Genomic DNA, 17,334 nt, shown 5'->3' on the forward strand with positions numbered 1-17,334 from the left:
CCCGGCCTGCGGGCGAACGCCCTGACAGTTTATGGATCAGGAGAAATGTCATGAGTAAACTACTGGATCGCTTTCGCTACTTTAAGCAAAAAGGCGAGAGCTTTGCCAACGGTCACGGCCAGGTGTACAACACCAACCGCGACTGGGAGGACAGCTACCGTCAGCGCTGGCAGTTCGACAAAATCGTCCGCTCAACGCACGGCGTGAACTGTACGGGCTCCTGCAGCTGGAAAATTTACGTCAAAAACGGGCTGGTGACCTGGGAAACCCAGCAAACCGACTATCCCCGCACCCGTCCTGACCTGCCGAACCACGAGCCCCGCGGCTGCCCGCGCGGCGCAAGCTACTCCTGGTACCTGTACAGCGCCAACCGTCTGAAGTATCCGCTGGCGCGTAAGCGGCTGATTGAGCTGTGGCGCGAAGCGCTGGCCCAGCATCCGGATCCGGTAGAGGCGTGGGACAGCATCATGCGCGACCCGGTCAAAACCCTTAGCTACAAGCAGGTTCGCGGCAAAGGCGGGTTTATCCGTTCAAGCTGGAAGGAGCTGAACCAGCTGATCGCCGCCGCCAACGTCTGGACCATCAAAAACTACGGCCCGGACCGGGTGGCGGGCTTTTCGCCGATCCCGGCGATGTCGATGGTCTCTTACGCCGCCGGTACCCGTTATCTGTCGCTGCTCGGCGGCACCTGCCTGAGCTTCTACGACTGGTACTGCGACCTTCCTCCCGCCTCGCCGATGACCTGGGGTGAACAGACCGACGTTCCCGAATCCGCCGACTGGTACAACTCCAGCTATATCATCGCCTGGGGCTCCAACGTCCCGCAGACCCGAACGCCGGACGCCCACTTTTTTACCGAAGTGCGCTACAAGGGCACCAAAACCATCGCGATTACCCCGGACTTTTCGGAAGTCGCCAAGCTTAGCGACCAGTGGCTGGCGCCGAAACAGGGTACCGACAGCGCGCTGGCCATGGCGATGGGCCATGTGATCCTCAAAACGTTTCACCTTGATACCCCGAGCGATTATTTCCTCAACTACTGCCGCACCTACACCGATATGCCGATGCTGGTGATGCTTGAGCGTCGCGAGGAGGGGTTCTACGTTCCCGGCAGGATGGTCCGCGCCGCCGATCTGGTTGACGATTTGGGCGAAAGCAACAACCCGGAGTGGAAAACCGTTGCCTATAACAGCGCTGGTGAACTGGTGGCGCCCAACGGTTCGATTGGCTTCCGCTGGGGGGAAAAAGGCAAATGGAACCTCGAACAGCAGGCCGCCGGGCAAACCATTGAACTCTCGCTGTCGCTGCTGGGTAGCCGTGACGACGTGGTGACGGTAGGTTTCCCCTACTTCGGCGGCAACGAAAACCCGCACTTCCGCAGCGTTAAGCAGGAGCCGGTGACCCTGCATCAGCTGCCGGTTAAACAGCTGCCGCTGGCCAACGGCGAAACCGGCCTGGTGGTCAGCGTCTATGATCTGATCCTCGCCAACTACGGACTCGATCGCGGTTTAGACGATCCCAATGCCGCGCAGGACTTCGGCGAGATAAAAGCCTATACCCCGGCGTGGGCCGAACAGATTACCGGCGTCCCGCGCCAGCACATCGAGCAGATCGCCCGCGAATTTGCCGATACCGCGCATAAAACCCACGGACGGTCGATGATTATCCTCGGCGCCGGCGTCAACCACTGGTACCACATGGATATGAACTACCGGGGGATGATCAATATGCTGGTGTTCTGCGGCTGCGTCGGCCAGAGCGGCGGCGGCTGGTCTCACTATGTCGGCCAGGAGAAACTGCGTCCGCAAACCGGCTGGCTGCCGCTGGCGTTCGCTCTTGACTGGAACCGCCCGCCGCGCCAGATGAACAGCACCTCCTTTTTTTACAATCACGCCAGCCAGTGGCGCTATGAAAAGCTGACCGCCCAGGAGCTGCTGTCGCCGCTGGCCGATGCCAGCCAATTCAGCGGCAGTCTGATCGACTTTAACGTACGCGCCGAGCGTATGGGCTGGCTGCCCTCCGCGCCGCAGCTTGGCGTCAACCCGCTGACGATTAAGGAACAGGCCGCCGCGGCCGGACTTACCCCTGCGGACTACACCGCCCGGGCGCTGAAGTCTGGTGAGATACGCTTCGCCTGCGAACAGCCGGATAACGGCAAAAACCATCCGCGTAATCTGTTTATCTGGCGCTCCAACCTGCTGGGCTCTTCCGGCAAGGGCCACGAGTATATGCTCAAATATCTGCTGGGTACCGACAGCGGCATTCAGGGCGATGAGCTGGGGGCTGCCGACGACGTGAAGCCCGAAGAGGTGGAGTGGCAGACCGCGGCCATCGAAGGCAAGCTCGACCTGCTGGTGACCCTCGATTTCCGCATGTCCAGTACCTGCCTGTTCTCCGATATCGTTCTGCCAACCGCCACCTGGTATGAAAAAGACGATATGAACACCTCAGATATGCATCCGTTTATCCACCCGCTTTCCGCCGCCGTTGACCCGGCGTGGGAATCGCGCAGCGACTGGGAAATCTACAAAGATATCGCCAAAACCTTCTCCGAGGTCTGCGTGGGCCACCTCGATAAAGAGACCGACGTGGTGCTGGTGCCGCTGCAGCACGACTCCCCGGCGGAACTGTCTCAACCCTTCGACGTGCTGGACTGGCGGAAAGGCGAATGCGAGCTGACGCCGGGTAAAACCGCGCCGTCGATCGCCGTGGTTGAGCGTGATTACCCGGCGACTTACGAGCGCTTCACCTCCCTTGGCCCGCTACTCGACAAGCTGGGCAATGGCGGCAAAGGCATTACGTGGAACACCCAGAGCGAAGTCGATTTCCTCGGCAAGCTTAACTACGTCAAGCTGGACGGCCCGGCGAAAGGCCGACCGCGCATCGACAGCGCCATCGACGCCTCGGAAGTGATCCTCGCCCTCGCCCCGGAAACCAACGGCCAGGTGGCGGTAAAAGCCTGGCAGGCGCTCGGCGAGTTTACCGGCCGCGAGCACACGCACCTGGCGCGCAATAAAGAGGATGAAAAAATCCGCTTCCGCGATATTCAGGCCCAGCCGCGCAAAATCATCTCCAGCCCGACCTGGTCCGGCCTCGAGAGCGAGCATGTCTCCTACAACGCCGGCTATACCAACGTCCACGAGCTGATCCCCTGGCGCACCCTTTCCGGCCGCCAACAGCTGTATCAGGATCATCCCTGGATGCGCGCCTTTGGCGAAAGCCTGGTGGTTTATCGTCCGCCGATTGACACCCGCAGCGTCAGCCAGATGAAAGCGATCCCGCCCAATGGCTTCCCGGAAAAAGCGCTCAACTTCCTGACGCCGCACCAGAAATGGGGCATCCACTCCACCTACAGCGAAAACCTGCTGATGCTGACCCTGTCGCGCGGCGGGCCAATAGTGTGGATCAGCGAAACCGACGCCCGCGAGCTGGGTATCGAAGATAACGACTGGATCGAGGCCTTCAACGCCAACGGCGCGCTCACCGCCCGCGCGGTGGTCAGCCAGCGCGTACCGCCGGGGATGACCATGATGTACCACGCCCAGGAGCGCCTGATGAATATTCCGGGCTCGGAAGTCACCGGACGGCGCGGCGGGATCCATAACTCGGTCACCCGCGTGTGCCCGAAACCGACCCATATGATTGGCGGCTACGCCCAACTGGCTTACGGTTTCAACTACTACGGTACCGTCGGCTCCAACCGCGACGAGTTCATCATGATCCGCAAAATGAAAAATATTGACTGGCTGGATGACGAAGGTCGCGATGGGGTACAGGAGGCGAAAAAATGAAAATACGTTCACAGGTCGGTATGGTTCTCAATCTCGACAAATGCATCGGCTGCCACACCTGTTCCGTCACCTGTAAAAACGTCTGGACCGGACGCGAAGGGATGGAATACGCCTGGTTTAACAACGTTGAAACCAAACCGGGCATCGGCTATCCGAAAAACTGGGAAGATCAGGAGGTGTGGGAAGGCGGCTGGGTGCGTGATGTTAATGGCAAAATACGCCCGCGTCTGGGCGGTAAAATGGGCGTCATTACCAAGATCTTCGCTAATCCGGTGATACCGCAGATTGACGACTACTATGAGCCGTTCACCTTTGATTATCAGCATCTGCACAATGCCCCCGAGGGCAAACACCTGCCCACCGCCCGTCCGCGTTCGCTTATCGACGGCAAGCGGATGGATAAAATCATCTGGGGGCCCAACTGGGAAGAGCTGCTCGGCGGCGAGTTTGAAAAGCGCGCCCGCGACCGTAACTTCGACAAGATTCAGAAGGAGATGTACGGGCAGTTTGAAAACACCTTCATGATGTATCTGCCGCGCCTGTGCGAGCACTGCCTGAACCCGAGCTGCGTCGCCACCTGCCCCAGCGGCGCCATCTACAAGCGTGAAGAAGACGGCATCGTGCTGATCGACCAGGATAAATGCCGCGGCTGGCGTCTGTGCATCAGCGGCTGCCCGTACAAAAAAATCTACTTCAACTGGAAAAGCGGCAAATCGGAAAAATGCATCTTCTGCTACCCGCGTATCGAATCCGGGCAGCCCACCGTCTGCTCGGAAACCTGCGTCGGGCGTATTCGCTATCTCGGGGTGCTGCTGTATGACGCTGACCGCATCGAAGAAGCGGCCAGCACCGAGCGCGAGACCGATCTCTACGAGCGGCAGTGCGAGGTGTTCCTCGACCCCCACGACCCGGCGGTGATTGAAGAAGCGCTGAAACAGGGGATCCCACAAAACGTGATTGATGCCGCCCAGCGCTCGCCGGTGTACAAAATGGCGATGGACTGGAAGCTGGCGCTGCCGCTGCATCCGGAATATCGCACCCTGCCAATGGTCTGGTACGTGCCGCCGCTATCGCCGATTCAGTCCTACGCCGACGCCGGCGGTCTGCCGAAAAGCGACGGTGTGCTTCCGGCCATCGAAAGCCTGCGTATTCCGGTGCAGTATCTCGCCAATATGCTCAGCGCGGGCGATACCGGCCCGGTACTGCGCGCGCTGAAGCGCATGATGGCGATGCGTCACTACATGCGCTCGCAAACGGTGGAGGGCGTTACCGATACCCGCGCCATCGAGGAGGTGGGCTTAAGCGTTGAGCAGGTCGAGGAGATGTACCGTTATCTGGCGATCGCCAACTACGAGGACCGCTTCGTGATCCCGACCAGCCACCGCGAAATGGCCCGCGACGCTTTCCCCGAGCGCAACGGCTGCGGCTTTACCTTCGGCGACGGCTGCCACGGCTCCGACAGCAAATTCAACCTGTTCAACAGTAGCCGCATTGACGCCATCAACATCACCGAAGTGCGCGATAAAGCGGAGGGAGAATAATGCGAATCCTCAAAGCGATCGCCCTGCTGCTGGAGTACCCGGATGAGTGTCTTTGGCAGTGCAAGGACGAGGTGCTGAGCATAGTACGTCACGACGCCCCCCTGCTCGACGACTTCGCCGCGGAGATGCTGAATGCCCCGCTGCTGGACAAGCAGGCCGAATGGTGCGAAGTGTTCGACCGGGGCCGCGCCACGTCGCTGCTGCTGTTCGAACACGTGCACGCAGAGTCCCGCGACCGCGGTCAGGCGATGGTCGACCTGCTCGCACAGTATGAAAAAGCGGGCCTGGTGCTCGACTGTCGCGAACTCCCCGACCACCTGCCGCTGTATCTGGAATACCTCAGCATATTGCCGGAAGCCGAAGCCCGCGAAGGCCTGCAAAACGTCGCGCCGATTCTGGCGCTGCTGGGCGGGCGGCTAAAGCAGCGCGGTGTCCCCTGGTATCAGTTGTTTGACGCCCTGCTCAGCCTGGGCGGGATCCCGCTATCAAGTGACAGTGTCACGCAGCAGGTCAACAACGAGTCCCGCGATGACACCCGGCAGGCGCTGGATGCGGTCTGGGAAGAAGAACAGGTGAAATTTGTCGAAGACAACGCTACGGCCTGTGACAGCTCACCGTTACAGCAATATCAACGACGCTTTAGCCAGGACGTGGCGCCGCAGTACGTCGACGTCAGCGCGGGAGGCCCGAAATGATACACTACCTGAACGTCTTTTTTTACGACATCTACCCCTACATCTGCGCGACGGTCTTTTTTCTCGGCAGCTGGCTGCGCTATGACTACGGTCAGTACACCTGGCGCGCTTCCTCCAGCCAGATGCTGGATAAACGCGGGATGGTGCTCTGGTCGAATCTGTTCCATATCGGCATACTCGGCATTTTCTTTGGCCATCTCTTCGGTATGCTAACGCCGCACTGGATGTATGCCTGGTTTTTGCCGATTGCGGTCAAGCAGCAGATGGCGATGGTGCTCGGCGGCGTGTGCGGCGTTCTGACGCTGATTGGCGGCGCGGGGTTGCTCTGGCGCCGTCTGACCAACCAGCGCGTGCGCGCCACCTCGACGATGCCGGACATTATCATCATAAGCATTCTGCTGATTCAGTGTCTGCTCGGGCTGAGCACGATTCCTTTCTCGGCGCAGTATCCGGACGGCAGTGAAATGATGAAGCTGGTTGGCTGGGCGCAGGGCATCGTAACGTTCCGCGGCGGCTCGTCAGAAATGCTCAGCGGCGTCGCCTTTGTCTTCCGCGTGCACCTGGTGTTGGGGATGACGATTTTCCTGCTGTTCCCGTTCACCCGACTGGTTCACGTCTGGAGCGCGCCGTTTGAATATTTCACCCGCCGCTACCAGGTGGTGCGTTCAAGACGCTGAGCAAAATCCGCAATCATCCCGGGTGGCGGCGTAAACGCCTTACCCGGGCTACAGGATCGCAGATAGCTGTGAAGCTGTAGCCCGGCTAAGCGTAGCGCAAGCCGGGAAACATCGACGTTTGACAGTAACGGTTCCTGAATGATATTTATTTTCCGGCCTCGGGATGGGTATCAAACGCCGCCATCACCGCCGCCAGCTCTGCTTCGCTGAAGCCGTATTTGGCATCATCGACCCCAAGACCAAAACGCGTTTTCAGCGCTTCATACAGCGCCGGAACATCCGCTAAATCCAGCTTTTCGACCACATGGTTTTTATCCCAATGGGTAAAGTGGAAATTGGTCAGCGTCATCTTGCCGCCGTCCGGTAAATGACGGCACATCAGCAGGTGGTGGCGAAAGTGCGACTGCGGCCAGTGCGCCGACCAGAAGTTGCCCATTACATAGTCGGCAGCGTACTGGCGACCTAAATCAAAATGGTACATCGACTGCCAGTGGCCGTGATGGCTAAACTGCAGCGCCCACTCATCCCCTTCGTTAATCAGGCGATACTCGCCGTGCGGCGTGGCTTGTTCAATATCCGCCAGCAGCTTAATCGGCGCGGTGAGGGTCTGGCCGCCGAAGCCGACATCAGCAATCCAGCGTTCCCCTTCCACCTCCACCAGCAGCAGCCGGTGGGTTCGCGGCGGCATATGCGGCGGATTGGCCAGCACCACGCGGCCCAGCAGGCTGCGCACGTTAAAACCGATCTCGCGCAGCGCCCTCTCCAGCAGGCCGTTTTGCTCAAAGCAATAGCCGCCGCGGCGACCATGAATCAGCTTCTCCTCAAGGGTACGATCGTCGAGATGAATCTCTCTGGGCAGCAGCACATCGAGATTCTCAAAGGGGATGGCGCCATTATGATGGATATGCAGTTCACGCAGGGTGTTCAGAGAAACATCCGGGGTACCCGCCCAGCCCAGGCGAGAAAAATAGGCGCTTAAAAATGGACTCATCAATGCCTCCAGCAATCGGTGTTCGACATTTATAGCCTTTTTTTGTCGCCTGATGGCGTATTTTGTGCGATCGGCGTTATTCGCGCGCGCCCCGCTGCATCAACGCCAGCGCGCTGAGCATCAGCCCCAAACCGGTAAATAGCGTCAGCGAGGCCATCGCCATGCCTTGTCCTGGGGATCCTTGCTCAAACTGACGCCAGATAAACACCGCCACGGTTTGCGTCCCGGCGGGGGCCAGCAGCAGCGAGGTCACCAGCTCGCGGGAGGCGATGGCAAACACCATCAGCATCGCCGCCAGCAGCGCCGGGAACACCAGCGGCAGGACGATCAGGCGCAGCGCCTGCAGGGGCGTCGCGCCGTGCACCCGCGCGGCGGGCTCAAGGTTATGACCAAGCTGGCGCAGCGCGCTGCCAACGTAGCGCACCGGCCACGGCAGCAGCAGACAGCAGTAGGAAAGCAGCAGCATAAACCAGGTGTTGTAAGGCGACACTGGCCAGAACGGCTGGTTCCACAGCAGAATCAGCCCGACGCCGACCACCACGCCCGGCAAAGCCGCCGGCATCAATGACAGCGCATCAACGATCGCGCTACCCTTTATTTTCTGCACCAGCACCAGCCACGCCGCCAGCAGGCCAATGACGCCGACAATCAGCGCCGAAGCCAGCGCCAGCGAAAGGCTGGTACCCAGCGCGGACAGCGCGTCGCCCTGCTGGGCAAACAGCGCCGTGAAATGGCGGAGGGTAAAGTTATCGCCATGAATACCGCCCGACAGGGTACCCATCAGGCTGGTCAGCACCATCGATGCTCCCGGCAGTATCACGGCCACACCCCCGACGCTCACCATTAACAGCGCCGCAGGAAGCGCCAGCCAGCCCAATTCCGCCCCGCTATTCTCCCCCGGTTTGCCGGTGACGCTGGTGACCTCTTTATCGCCAGTCAGCCGTTTTTGCAGCCACCAGGCCAGCAGCGCCACCGCCATCAACAACAGCGACAGCAGCGAGGCGCCGGGAAGATCGATAGGCCAGTCGGCGAGCTTTTTCTCGATTCCCACGGTGAGCATCAGCAGACCCGCGCGCGACCCGAGGGCCGCCGGAACGCCGTACTCTTCAATCGCCAGGGTAAACGCCAGCAGCATCCCCGCCGCCAGCGCCGGTGAAAGCATCGGTAGCGTAATGTGCCAGAACGCCCGCCAGGCGCTGGCCCCGTGCACCCGAGCGACGATCGCCAGCCGCTGACCGCTCGCCAGCAGGCTGCGCGAAACGGCAAAATAGACCACCGGGAAAATATTGAGCGTCATCACCAGCACGATCCCGCTGCGGCTAAACAGCAGATCGTTGAGATCCCAGCCGGTTAGCTGTTGCAGATAGCCGTTGCTTTGCAGCAGCAGCGTCCACGCCAGGGCAGCGATATAAGGTGGCGTAAGAAATGGGATCAGAAACAGCAAATCCCACAGCCGCGGCAACGGCAAATTAAACAACCCGCGCAACACGCCCAGCGGCAGGCCGATCAGCACGCTCATCAGCGCCAGGCCGCAGGCCACCCACAGGGTACCGCCGAGCATCATTGGCAGCTGCGGGTCGGCAATCAGCGCCGCCACGCCGCTAAACGCGCCCTCCAGCGACCCGGCGCTAAACCGGGGGAAAATCGCCTGCAGAATAATAAAGAGCAGCGGCAACGCCACCAGCACCAGCAGCGCCGCCAGCGTGCCAGCGGAAATCAGTTTCTGTTTCACGGTATTTTCCTGGATACGATCTTCCCCGGCTCGCGCTGCGCTTAGCCGGGCTACCGGTTCACAGCCGTCTGCGGTCCGGTAGCCCGGACAGGCGCGCCAGCGCCGCCTCCGGGGAGTGTGCCTGAGCAAACTTTCGCACCCCGTGGGATGTCGGTTTACTGGGCGAAAAGCGTATTAAAGCGGGACAGCACCGCGCTGCGTTCGCTCTTGCCATCGCTGACGGTTGGCAGAATTTTCAGCTCGTTGAGCAGCGGGCGCTTCGCCGGAACATCGCTGCGGGCAGGCATCAGCCAGGCGTCGGCGACCAGCGCCTGGCCTTCCGGCGACAGGACATAATCAACGAAGGCCTTAGCATCTTCGGCATGCTGGCTGGTTTTGAGGATCATCATCGGCCGCGGGGCAATGACCGTGCCGCTGGCCGGGAAAATCACCTTCAGCGCTTCGCCCTGATCGATATTGCCGTATGACACATAATCTACCGCGCCGAATACCGCCGCTTTCGCCCCCTGCATCACCGGCGTCACCGCCTGGGCATTCGGCCCGCTGACCACCATGCCATTCTTCTTTAAATCATCAAACAGCACCCAGGCTTTATCGCCCATGCCATTCTGTAACCCGATCAGCAAATCCAGCGATGCGCCGGAAAGCGCCGGGTCCGGCGTCGTCACTTTGCCTTTAAACGCCGCTTCGGTCAGGTCGCGCCACTCTTTTGGCTCCGGGGTGCCGCTTTTGGTATTCCAGACGATCCCCAGCGCCGAAATCCCCTGGGCAACGTAATCGGTGGATTTCAGGTTGGCCGGGACCTTATCGGCATTGACGCTCTGATACGGCAGCAGCCAGCCGCGGTGATGCAAATCTTCTGCGGTATCCCAGGAGGCGGAAATCAGCACATCCGCCTGCGGGTTAGCCTGTTCGGCCTCGAGACGCGCCATCACCTTACCGGTGGTGGCCTGGAAAATATTCACCTTAACGCCGGTTTTCTGCTCATAGCCGCTGGCGAGGCTTTTCGCCAGTGAGCCCGGACCGGCGGTATAAACGGTGAGCGCGTGGGCGCTGGAGATCATCGTGGCAGACAGCATCATCGCGAGCGCGGCTCCTTTCTTAACGGTCATAACGGTTTTCATACGGATTCCCCTGAGGTTGAAGTCACAGCACGGACGGCGGCAACGCAGCCCGCGGATAAATGCACAATCTTGTCGGCCAACAGTTCGGCTTCGCGACGGTCGTGGGTGACGTAGACGGCAGTGATGCCCAGTTGGCGCAGCAGGCGGCTCATTTCAATGCACAGCGACTCGCGCAGCTCGCTGTCGAGATTGGAGAGCGGCTCGTCGAACAACAGCACGCGCGGTTCGGCGACAATGGCGCGGGCCAGGGCAACGCGCTGCTGCTGGCCGCCGGAAAGCCCTGACGGTTTGCGGTCGGCAAAGCCGCTGAGGCCGACCATCGCCAACGCCTCCTCGACCCTTTGCTGACGTTGTTGACGCCCGACGCCGCGCATACGCAGCGGAAAAGCCACGTTCTGCGCTGCCGTCATATGCGGCCATAGAGCGTAATCCTGGAAGACCATACCGAGATCGCGCTGCTCCGGCGGCAAACCCCAACCGGTTTTCGCCACCAGGCGATCGCCAAAGTGAATACTGCCGCTGGCGGGTACGGTTAATCCGGCGAGCAGGCGCAGCAGCGTGCTTTTACCGCAGCCAGAAGGCCCCAGCAGCGCAACAATGCTGCCCGCATCAATTTGCAGATCGATCTGATTAAGCACGGTGTGGGCGCCGAAGGCGAAAGAGACGCCGTCGAGTTTAATGCTGGTCAGCGCGCGCATTATCGCCCTCCCGTTGGGAAAGCGAGGCTCTGCCCGCGGTCAACATCCGCCGGCGCGCGCTCACCTGTGATAAATTCAGGGGAGCTAACATATTGTTATCCTCTTTGGGACTTAGTGACGCCGACTATAGGGAGCCTTGATGACGTATTGATTACATTTTCATTGCGGATTAACGTGTTGTCTGGCATCAGACCCATTTACCAAGGAACGCATATGAGCCGTTTTCGCCACGTGGAACTCCAGTACGCCAGTCGCCTGCTCAACCATGGCCCGACCATTCTGATAACCAGCTATGACGCCCGGTCTCAACGCCGCAACGTGATGGCCGCCGCGTGGTCGATGCCGGTGGAGTTCGCCCCGCCGCGGCTGGCCATCGTGGTGGATAAAAGCGCCTGGACGCGGGAAATTATTGAGCGTAACGGCACCTTCGGCATCGTCGTCCCGGGCGTCGAGGCCGCCAGTTGGACCTACGCGGTCGGCAGCATCAGCGGGCGCGATGAAGATAAATTTAACGCTTACGGTATTCCGGTGGTGCAAGGCCCGGAGCTGGGATTACCGCTGATAGAAGAGAAGTGTCTGGCGTGGATGGAGTGCCGACTGCTGCCGGCAACGGCGGCTCAGGAGCAGTACGATACGCTGTTTGGCGAAGTGGTTTCCGCCGCCGCCGATGAGCGCGCCTTCGTCACCGGCCGCTGGCAGTTCGACGACGATAAAATTAATACCCTGCATCATCTCGGCACCGGCAATTTTGTCGCCAGCGGTCGCCACGTGCGCGCCAATACTCCGGAAGAGTAGAGCCCCTCGCCTGTGCGGGCCGGTTCTAAAGGCCTGCACAAAGTGCTGACCAGGAATTCACCAAAACGGCGTCGTCAGCTTGTTTGCATTCTCCACGGCGGGTTTCAAAACGCCTTTTGCGCTTGATCGCCTGTCGCTTTATGCATATAGTTAGGCACCATACTATATGTCGGAGGCCGCTATGGAACTTGAACAGAAATACCTTTCTCTACTGCAGGAGGCAGAGCGTCACCAACTTACCGACGTGGATAACATCCGTCTCTGTTTTCAGACCCTGTCGCTCGCCGCCGCCATCGATCGCGATTGTGCAACACTGCTGGCTCCGTGGGGATTATCCGAAGGGCGCTTCGTGCTGCTGTTTTTGCTTGATGCCGCGCCAGACGGCCTGGCCCCTAACGTGCTGGCGGAAAAAGCGGGCGTCACACGCGCCACCATTACCGGCCTGCTTAACGGCCTGGAGCGCGACCAGCTTATTGAGCGCCATGCCGACCCCCTTGATGGCCGGGCCATGAGCATTGCCTTAACCGCAGAAGGAAAACAGCTTATCACCCGCGTCTTCGCCCAGCATAGCCGCTGGATTGGCGGCTTATTCAGCCATCTCTCGGCGCAGGAGCGCGGCCAGCTGTCCGAACTGCTGACGAAGGTCGCCGCCGGGACGCTGGCAGGTAAAGGCGTTCCCCCTTGTGGCGGATAAGCCTGAAGCTATTTCGCAGGCGCTCTGCGCGCAAGGACTCACGGCGTCGCCTCCATCCACCACACATCGTATCTGCCAACGGGCGATACGAAATTTCACTTGAGGAGCAACAGATATGCCCCACTATTTAGTCGAACTTTATACGCCCAATGCAGCCTGGCGCGGCCTGTCCCCGGAGCACCGTCAGCAGTTTATCAGCGGCATTCAGGCGGCAATGGGCGGCCTCGCGGGATCCGGCATTGAACTATTGACGCTGGCGGAAACCGATACCGCTGTCGACCATACTACATCGCACCGCTTTTTGGGGATCTGGCGCTTTCCTGACGCACAGGCCCGCAATGCGCTGCTCGCCGGTATCGCCGCCAGCGGCTGGTATGATTATTTTGATCATATTAATGCCGCGGCAGCTACCGGCGGTATGGAAGAACATCTCCGCTCGCTGAGCTGACGCTTCAGTCCCGTCTTCTCCCCGGGGCGGCGCAGAGCGCCTTGCCCGCGCTACCGGACCGCGGACCGCTGCGGACCCATAGCCCGGACAGATGCGCAGTATCGCCTCCGGGGAGAGAACTACCGCTGCAAACGACGCCGGTCTTCGCTGGGGGTCAGGCCAAAGACCTTTTTATATAAGGTGGTAAAGTGATTACTGTTGGCAAAACCGCATAAATAAGCCACTTCGGTAATCGTCATATCGGTTTCGCGTAATTTTACGCGCGCCGAAACTAATCTCAGCCGCTTTAAATAATTATCCGGGGTCAGCCCCGTCGCCTCTTTAATATGACGAAAAGCGGTCCGCGTGGTCAGATGAAATTTATCCGCCAGCTGCTGCCAGTTATGTTCTTCAAAACAGTGCTCCTGCAGCCAGGTCAGCAGCTTATGCAGCTTATATTTGGTATTACTGTATTCGGCTTCAGTTTCCGCATGCAGAATCGTCGTCACCAGCTGGAAAAACGCGGCTTCCCTCAGGGCGATATTTCCCGGCTGCCGCAGCGGGTGTGAAAAGATTTTATCAACCAGATCCTTGCAGGTATGGCGAGTGTCCGGAGCCAGCCAACCGTAGCAGGACGCATTCTGCGCAGAGAAAGTCTGTAATAAGGTATCGAGAGGCTGTAAATATTGGAACTCAACCAGCGGGTTAATCAATATGTTAATTAACTTCAGCGTTCCCAGCTCATCATAATAATGTACATCGCCCGGCTGAACGTAAAAAACGTCCCCCTGTTGAATATATAATGGCCGGCCATTAATAACGTGTAAACCGTGTCCTTGCTCAACGATCACCAGTTCAGCAAATTCGTGACTGTGTTCATGGCTATTATCTTCCGGGTCACTGGCGTACATCCCCAGCTTATCCTGAGGATGGGTGAAATAATACTCAACGGTTAACATCATCGATCAAGTCCAAAACAACATACGGTGCATGGGCAAGATAATGCATTTCACCGGCGGCCACGAGTCAGATTTGTGGAATTGTGATCGCCAACCCGCCCACCCCATTATCAGTGCCATTTTGTCAAATGCATTGGCATTGCCAGAGTGGTTGCCGCGGGCGGCGGCGTCTTATGCTGCGGACAATTAAACACAGAGGACGCAGTATGTCACAGGCAATTCAGCATAATTCTCAGGTCACGATGACTCGCCACCCGCATTTTTTACGCATCGCCGAGGCGCTCCGGCCCGCGCTGCGCCGTGAGGCGCATCTGCCGAGCGCGGTGGTGGAAGCCCGCGCCGACACCGCGGCGCTCTTTGGCTGGCGCGCCGAGCCGGTGAGCACCCTGGCCGCGTTTTACCAGCGCGAGCTGACCAGCGGCGATAGCGTCATTATTGATTTTGGCAGCCATTACGTTGGCTACCTGCATTTTCTCTGCCGGAGCGCCGGGAGCCCGCCGGACGCTCCGGCCCATCTGCAATTCACCTTCGGCGAAACGCTGAGCGAAGTGTGCGAACCGTTCAGCGATTATCAAGGCTGGCTCAGCAGCAGCTGGCTGCAGCAGCAGGATCTGTGGCTTGATGTCCTGCCCGCCGAAGTTGACCTCCCGCGCCGCTACTGCTTCCGCTACCTGAAGGTGGAGGTCAAAGCCGTTTCGCGCAAGTTTCGTCTGCAGTTTGACCAGATCCAGGTTAATGCCGTTACCTCAGCCAGCGGCGCATGCCCGGCGGCGGCAACCTCCGACCCGCAGCTCCAGGCCATCGATAGCATTGCCGTTCTGACCCTACAAAACTGCATGCAGGAGGTGTTTGAAGATGGGCCCAAACGCGACCGCCGCCTGTGGCTCGGCGATTTACGCCTGCAGGCGCTGGTGAACGAGGTCACCTTCGCCCGCCACGATCTGGTGCGCCGCTGTCTGTACCTTTTCGCCGGGCATACTCGCGAGGACGGGATGGTGTCGGCTAATGTGTTCGTCCAGCCGGATATCGTTGCGGACGATACCTTTCTGTTTGATTATTCGTTGTTTTTTGTCGACGTTCTTTATAACCATTTGCAAAGCGCCGAGGACATTGAAACGGCGCGCGAGCTGTGGCCCACGGCGCGCCGTCAGGTAGAACTGGCGCTAAGCCGCTGCGGCCCCTCCGGTATTGTGCGCGATAGCGACGACTGGTGGGTGTTTATCGACTGGCAAGCGTCGCTGAATAAACAGGCGGCGGCGCAGGGGATACTGATTTACTGCCTGCAGCGCGCCGTCTGGCTGGCGGAGCGTTTCGAACCTGAGCTGGCCGCAAGCTATCGCCAGCGTTTACAGCAGCTTAAAGCGGCAGCGCTTGATTCGTTCTGGGACGAGCAGCAGGGCTTCTACGTCAGCGGCCCCCAGCGCCAGGTCTCCTGGGCATCGCAAATCTGGCTGGTGCTGGCAGAAATCGGCACGCCGCAGCAGCGACGGGAGATCATGCGCAACCTGGAGAAAAATCCCCCCGCCGTCGCCATGAACACGCCGTATCTGCGTCACCACTATATCGCCGCCCTACTGCAGTGCGGGCTGCGGGATGAAGCGATTGCGCAGCTCAAGGCCTACTGGGGCGCCATGGTCGACTACGGCGCCGATACTTTCTGGGAAATCTTCGACCCGGCGCATCCTGACTTTTCCCCTTATGGCAGCAAACTGATCAACAGTTACTGCCATGCGTGGAGCTGCACTCCGGCCTGGTTTATTCGCCAGTACGGACTTTAACAACAACGATAAGCGAGTGTATTTATATGGCAGAAACAACCTTTACCCTGTGGCGGCAGCGCCTTGGCTATGGCATCGCCGACCTCTCCTGCAACCTTGTGTGGCAGATGATCTCTCTTTATCTGATGTTCTTTTACACCGACGTGATGGGGCTGCCCGCCTATTACGTTGGCCTGATGTTCCTCGTTACGCGCCTGGTGGACGGCGTTGCCGATGTACTGATGGGGTTGGTTATCGACAATACCGCCACCCGTTGGGGACGCTGTCGTCCCTACCTGTTGATAGGCGCGGTTCCCTTCGGGCTGCTGTGTATTCTGGCCTTCTACGTGCCGGATTTCAGCACCATTGGTAAGCTGATCTACGCTTTTATCACCTACCTGTGCCTGTCGTTTCTCTACACCCTCGTCAACATTCCGTTCTGCGCCATGCTGCCGTTTCTGACGAACGACTCGCGGGAGCGCACCACGCTGTCGGCGGTGCGTATTCTGCTCGGCTCGCTCGGCGCGACTATTGTCGCGGTCGCCACTCTGCCGCTGGTTAGCGCGCTGGGGAAAGGCAATCAGCAGCACGGCTTCTTCTATACGGCGGTGGTTTTCGGCGTTATTGCCACCTTTTTCCTGCTGGTGAGCTTTCGTAATGTTAAAGAAAATATCAGCATTACGCAGGAGCGCATGACGTTAAAACGCGCGTGGGTTAGCCTGCGCGCCAACCGGCCGTGGTTCGTCTTCGCCATTAATATTTTCCTGATGTGGGGCGCGTTCTTCTTCCAGACCGGGGCGCTGGTCTACTTCTTCCACTACTACGTCGGCAATAGCGATCTCACGGCGATCGTCGCCGGGATCTCCACCTTCGTACCGCTGCTGGGTACCCTCACCGTACCGCTGCTCGCCAGCAGGATGAAAAAACGCCACGTCTACCTGGTGGCCAGCGCGATCAACCTGGTCGGCATGGGCATGATGATGGCGGCAGGCGTTAACAGCTGGGGTCTGGTTGCCGGAGCGGTCGTACTCTCGCTTGGCGCCGGACAGCGCACGGCAATTTACTTCTCTATGCAAGCCGATCCGGTGGATTACGGAGTATGGAAAACCGGCATCAATACCGCCGGCATTTTAACCTCCATCAACGGCTTTCTTGGCAAGGTGGCGATGGCGGGCGCGGGAGCCATTACCGGGGCCCTGCTCTCATCCGGCGGTTATATCGCTAACCAGACGCAAAGCGACAGCGCGATGCTGGCCATTAAAGCCTGCTACCTCTATATCCCGGCGCTGTTGATTGTCGCCTCGATGCTGTGGATAGGCCGTTTCTACCGCCTCGACGACCAGTACGAGCAGATCCGCGCCGACCTTGATACCGGACGTCGCGCGCCGTCGGATTCGTCATCAGTCGCCGGAGAAAACCACGCCCTGTAAGGCGCTGCATACCCTTCATACCT

14 protein-coding genes are annotated in these 17,334 nt (G+C 59.4%); 9 read left to right on the plus strand and 5 right to left on the minus strand.

The features are described from left to right. The first annotated feature begins 50 nt into the window (after positions 1-50). From EGY08_RS01280 to narI, 4 genes are read left to right on the plus strand one after another with little or no spacing between them, the layout of a single operon-like run. Complete coding sequence (locus tag EGY08_RS01280; RefSeq protein WP_004120664.1) at positions 51-3,791, plus strand: nitrate reductase subunit alpha; 3,741 nt, start codon at positions 51-53, stop codon at positions 3,789-3,791. Beyond that, positions 3,788-5,332 carry a nitrate reductase subunit beta gene (gene narH, locus EGY08_RS01285; protein ID WP_087829382.1) on the plus strand — a complete coding sequence of 515 codons (1,545 nt, stop codon included), beginning with the start codon at positions 3,788-3,790 and terminating at the stop codon, positions 5,330-5,332. The genes EGY08_RS01280 and narH overlap by 4 nt, the downstream gene beginning before the upstream one ends. Then, the gene (gene narW, locus EGY08_RS01290) at positions 5,332-6,027 is read left to right on the plus strand and encodes a nitrate reductase molybdenum cofactor assembly chaperone (protein ID WP_123828086.1); all 696 of its coding nucleotides are present in this window, start codon (positions 5,332-5,334) and stop codon (positions 6,025-6,027) included. Before narH ends, narW begins: the two co-directional genes overlap by 1 nt. Further along, positions 6,024-6,704, plus strand: a complete 681-nt coding sequence (narI, locus tag EGY08_RS01295; RefSeq protein ID WP_123828087.1) for a respiratory nitrate reductase subunit gamma — start codon at positions 6,024-6,026, stop codon at positions 6,702-6,704. Before narW ends, narI begins: the two co-directional genes overlap by 4 nt. 145 nt (positions 6,705-6,849) lie before the next feature. On the opposite strand, the gene nhoA is transcribed toward narI, so the two are convergent. The 4 genes from nhoA to EGY08_RS01315 form a co-directional block, all read right to left on the minus strand. Next, entirely contained in the window at positions 6,850-7,695 is an 846-nt protein-coding gene (nhoA, locus tag EGY08_RS01300) for an N-hydroxyarylamine O-acetyltransferase (protein ID WP_087829387.1), read from the minus strand. A 76-nt stretch (positions 7,696-7,771) separates the two neighbouring features. Continuing rightward, entirely contained in the window at positions 7,772-9,427 is a 1,656-nt protein-coding gene (locus EGY08_RS01305) for an ABC transporter permease (RefSeq protein WP_123828088.1), read from the minus strand. 155 nt (positions 9,428-9,582) lie between these two features. Next, the gene (locus EGY08_RS01310; protein WP_049113766.1) at positions 9,583-10,551 is read right to left on the minus strand and encodes an ABC transporter substrate-binding protein; all 969 of its coding nucleotides are present in this window, start codon (positions 10,549-10,551) and stop codon (positions 9,583-9,585) included. After that, positions 10,548-11,252 carry an ABC transporter ATP-binding protein gene (locus tag EGY08_RS01315; RefSeq protein ID WP_162626014.1) on the minus strand — a complete coding sequence of 235 codons (705 nt, stop codon included), beginning with the start codon at positions 11,250-11,252 and terminating at the stop codon, positions 10,548-10,550. The genes EGY08_RS01310 and EGY08_RS01315 overlap by 4 nt, the downstream gene beginning before the upstream one ends. Positions 11,253-11,462: 210 nt before the next feature. Here EGY08_RS01315 and EGY08_RS01320 point away from each other — a divergent pair, with 210 nt between their 5' ends. From EGY08_RS01320 to EGY08_RS01330, 3 genes are all read left to right on the plus strand, one after another. Next, positions 11,463-12,044 carry a flavin reductase family protein gene (locus EGY08_RS01320; protein ID WP_004120679.1) on the plus strand — a complete coding sequence of 194 codons (582 nt, stop codon included), beginning with the start codon at positions 11,463-11,465 and terminating at the stop codon, positions 12,042-12,044. 181 nt (positions 12,045-12,225) lie between these two features. Continuing rightward, on the plus strand, positions 12,226-12,738 hold the full coding sequence (locus EGY08_RS01325) for a MarR family winged helix-turn-helix transcriptional regulator (protein WP_087829394.1): 513 nt from the start codon (positions 12,226-12,228) through the stop codon (positions 12,736-12,738). Positions 12,739-12,853: 115 nt separating this feature from the next. Further along, a complete protein-coding gene (locus EGY08_RS01330; RefSeq protein ID WP_004120683.1) occupies positions 12,854-13,186 on the plus strand; it encodes a DUF6616 family protein in 333 nt (110 codons plus the stop codon). Positions 13,187-13,305: 119 nt separating this feature from the next. Here EGY08_RS01330 and EGY08_RS01335 read toward each other — a convergent pair whose 3' ends face one another. Beyond that, on the minus strand, positions 13,306-14,127 hold the full coding sequence (locus tag EGY08_RS01335; protein WP_004120685.1) for a helix-turn-helix domain-containing protein: 822 nt from the start codon (positions 14,125-14,127) through the stop codon (positions 13,306-13,308). A gap of 203 nt (positions 14,128-14,330) precedes the next feature. Between EGY08_RS01335 and EGY08_RS01340 the strand changes: the two genes are divergently transcribed. After that, complete coding sequence (locus EGY08_RS01340; RefSeq protein WP_123828089.1) at positions 14,331-15,902, plus strand: family 78 glycoside hydrolase catalytic domain; 1,572 nt, start codon at positions 14,331-14,333, stop codon at positions 15,900-15,902. Between the two features lie 26 nt (positions 15,903-15,928). Beyond that, positions 15,929-17,311 (plus strand): glycoside-pentoside-hexuronide (GPH):cation symporter, encoded by a 1,383-nt coding sequence (locus EGY08_RS01345; RefSeq protein ID WP_087829398.1) that lies wholly within the window; start codon positions 15,929-15,931, stop codon positions 17,309-17,311. The last annotated feature ends 23 nt before the right edge of the window (positions 17,312-17,334 follow it).

The sequence above is a fragment of the Klebsiella sp. FDAARGOS_511 genome, assembly GCF_003812845.1.
GTDB classification, from domain to species: domain Bacteria; phylum Pseudomonadota; class Gammaproteobacteria; order Enterobacterales; family Enterobacteriaceae; genus Klebsiella; species Klebsiella grimontii.

Bases quoted from the DNA above. Each gene is read 5' to 3' on its own strand.
- EGY08_RS01335 (WP_004120685.1), bottom strand. From the start codon at position 14,127: ATGATGTTAACCGTTGAGTATTATTTCACCCATCCTCAGGATAAGCTG.
- EGY08_RS01320 (WP_004120679.1), top strand. From the start codon at position 11,463: ATGAGCCGTTTTCGCCACGTGGAACTCCAGTACGCCAGTCGCCTGCTC.
- narH (WP_087829382.1), top strand. From the start codon at position 3,788: ATGAAAATACGTTCACAGGTCGGTATGGTTCTCAATCTCGACAAATGC.
- EGY08_RS01325 (WP_087829394.1), top strand. From the start codon at position 12,226: ATGGAACTTGAACAGAAATACCTTTCTCTACTGCAGGAGGCAGAGCGT.
- EGY08_RS01340 (WP_123828089.1), top strand. From the start codon at position 14,331: ATGTCACAGGCAATTCAGCATAATTCTCAGGTCACGATGACTCGCCAC.
- nhoA (WP_087829387.1), bottom strand. From the start codon at position 7,695: ATGAGTCCATTTTTAAGCGCCTATTTTTCTCGCCTGGGCTGGGCGGGT.
- EGY08_RS01310 (WP_049113766.1), bottom strand. From the start codon at position 10,551: ATGAAAACCGTTATGACCGTTAAGAAAGGAGCCGCGCTCGCGATGATG.
- EGY08_RS01330 (WP_004120683.1), top strand. From the start codon at position 12,854: ATGCCCCACTATTTAGTCGAACTTTATACGCCCAATGCAGCCTGGCGC.
- EGY08_RS01280 (WP_004120664.1), top strand. From the start codon at position 51: ATGAGTAAACTACTGGATCGCTTTCGCTACTTTAAGCAAAAAGGCGAG.
- narI (WP_123828087.1), top strand. From the start codon at position 6,024: ATGATACACTACCTGAACGTCTTTTTTTACGACATCTACCCCTACATC.
- EGY08_RS01345 (WP_087829398.1), top strand. From the start codon at position 15,929: ATGGCAGAAACAACCTTTACCCTGTGGCGGCAGCGCCTTGGCTATGGC.
- narW (WP_123828086.1), top strand. From the start codon at position 5,332: ATGCGAATCCTCAAAGCGATCGCCCTGCTGCTGGAGTACCCGGATGAG.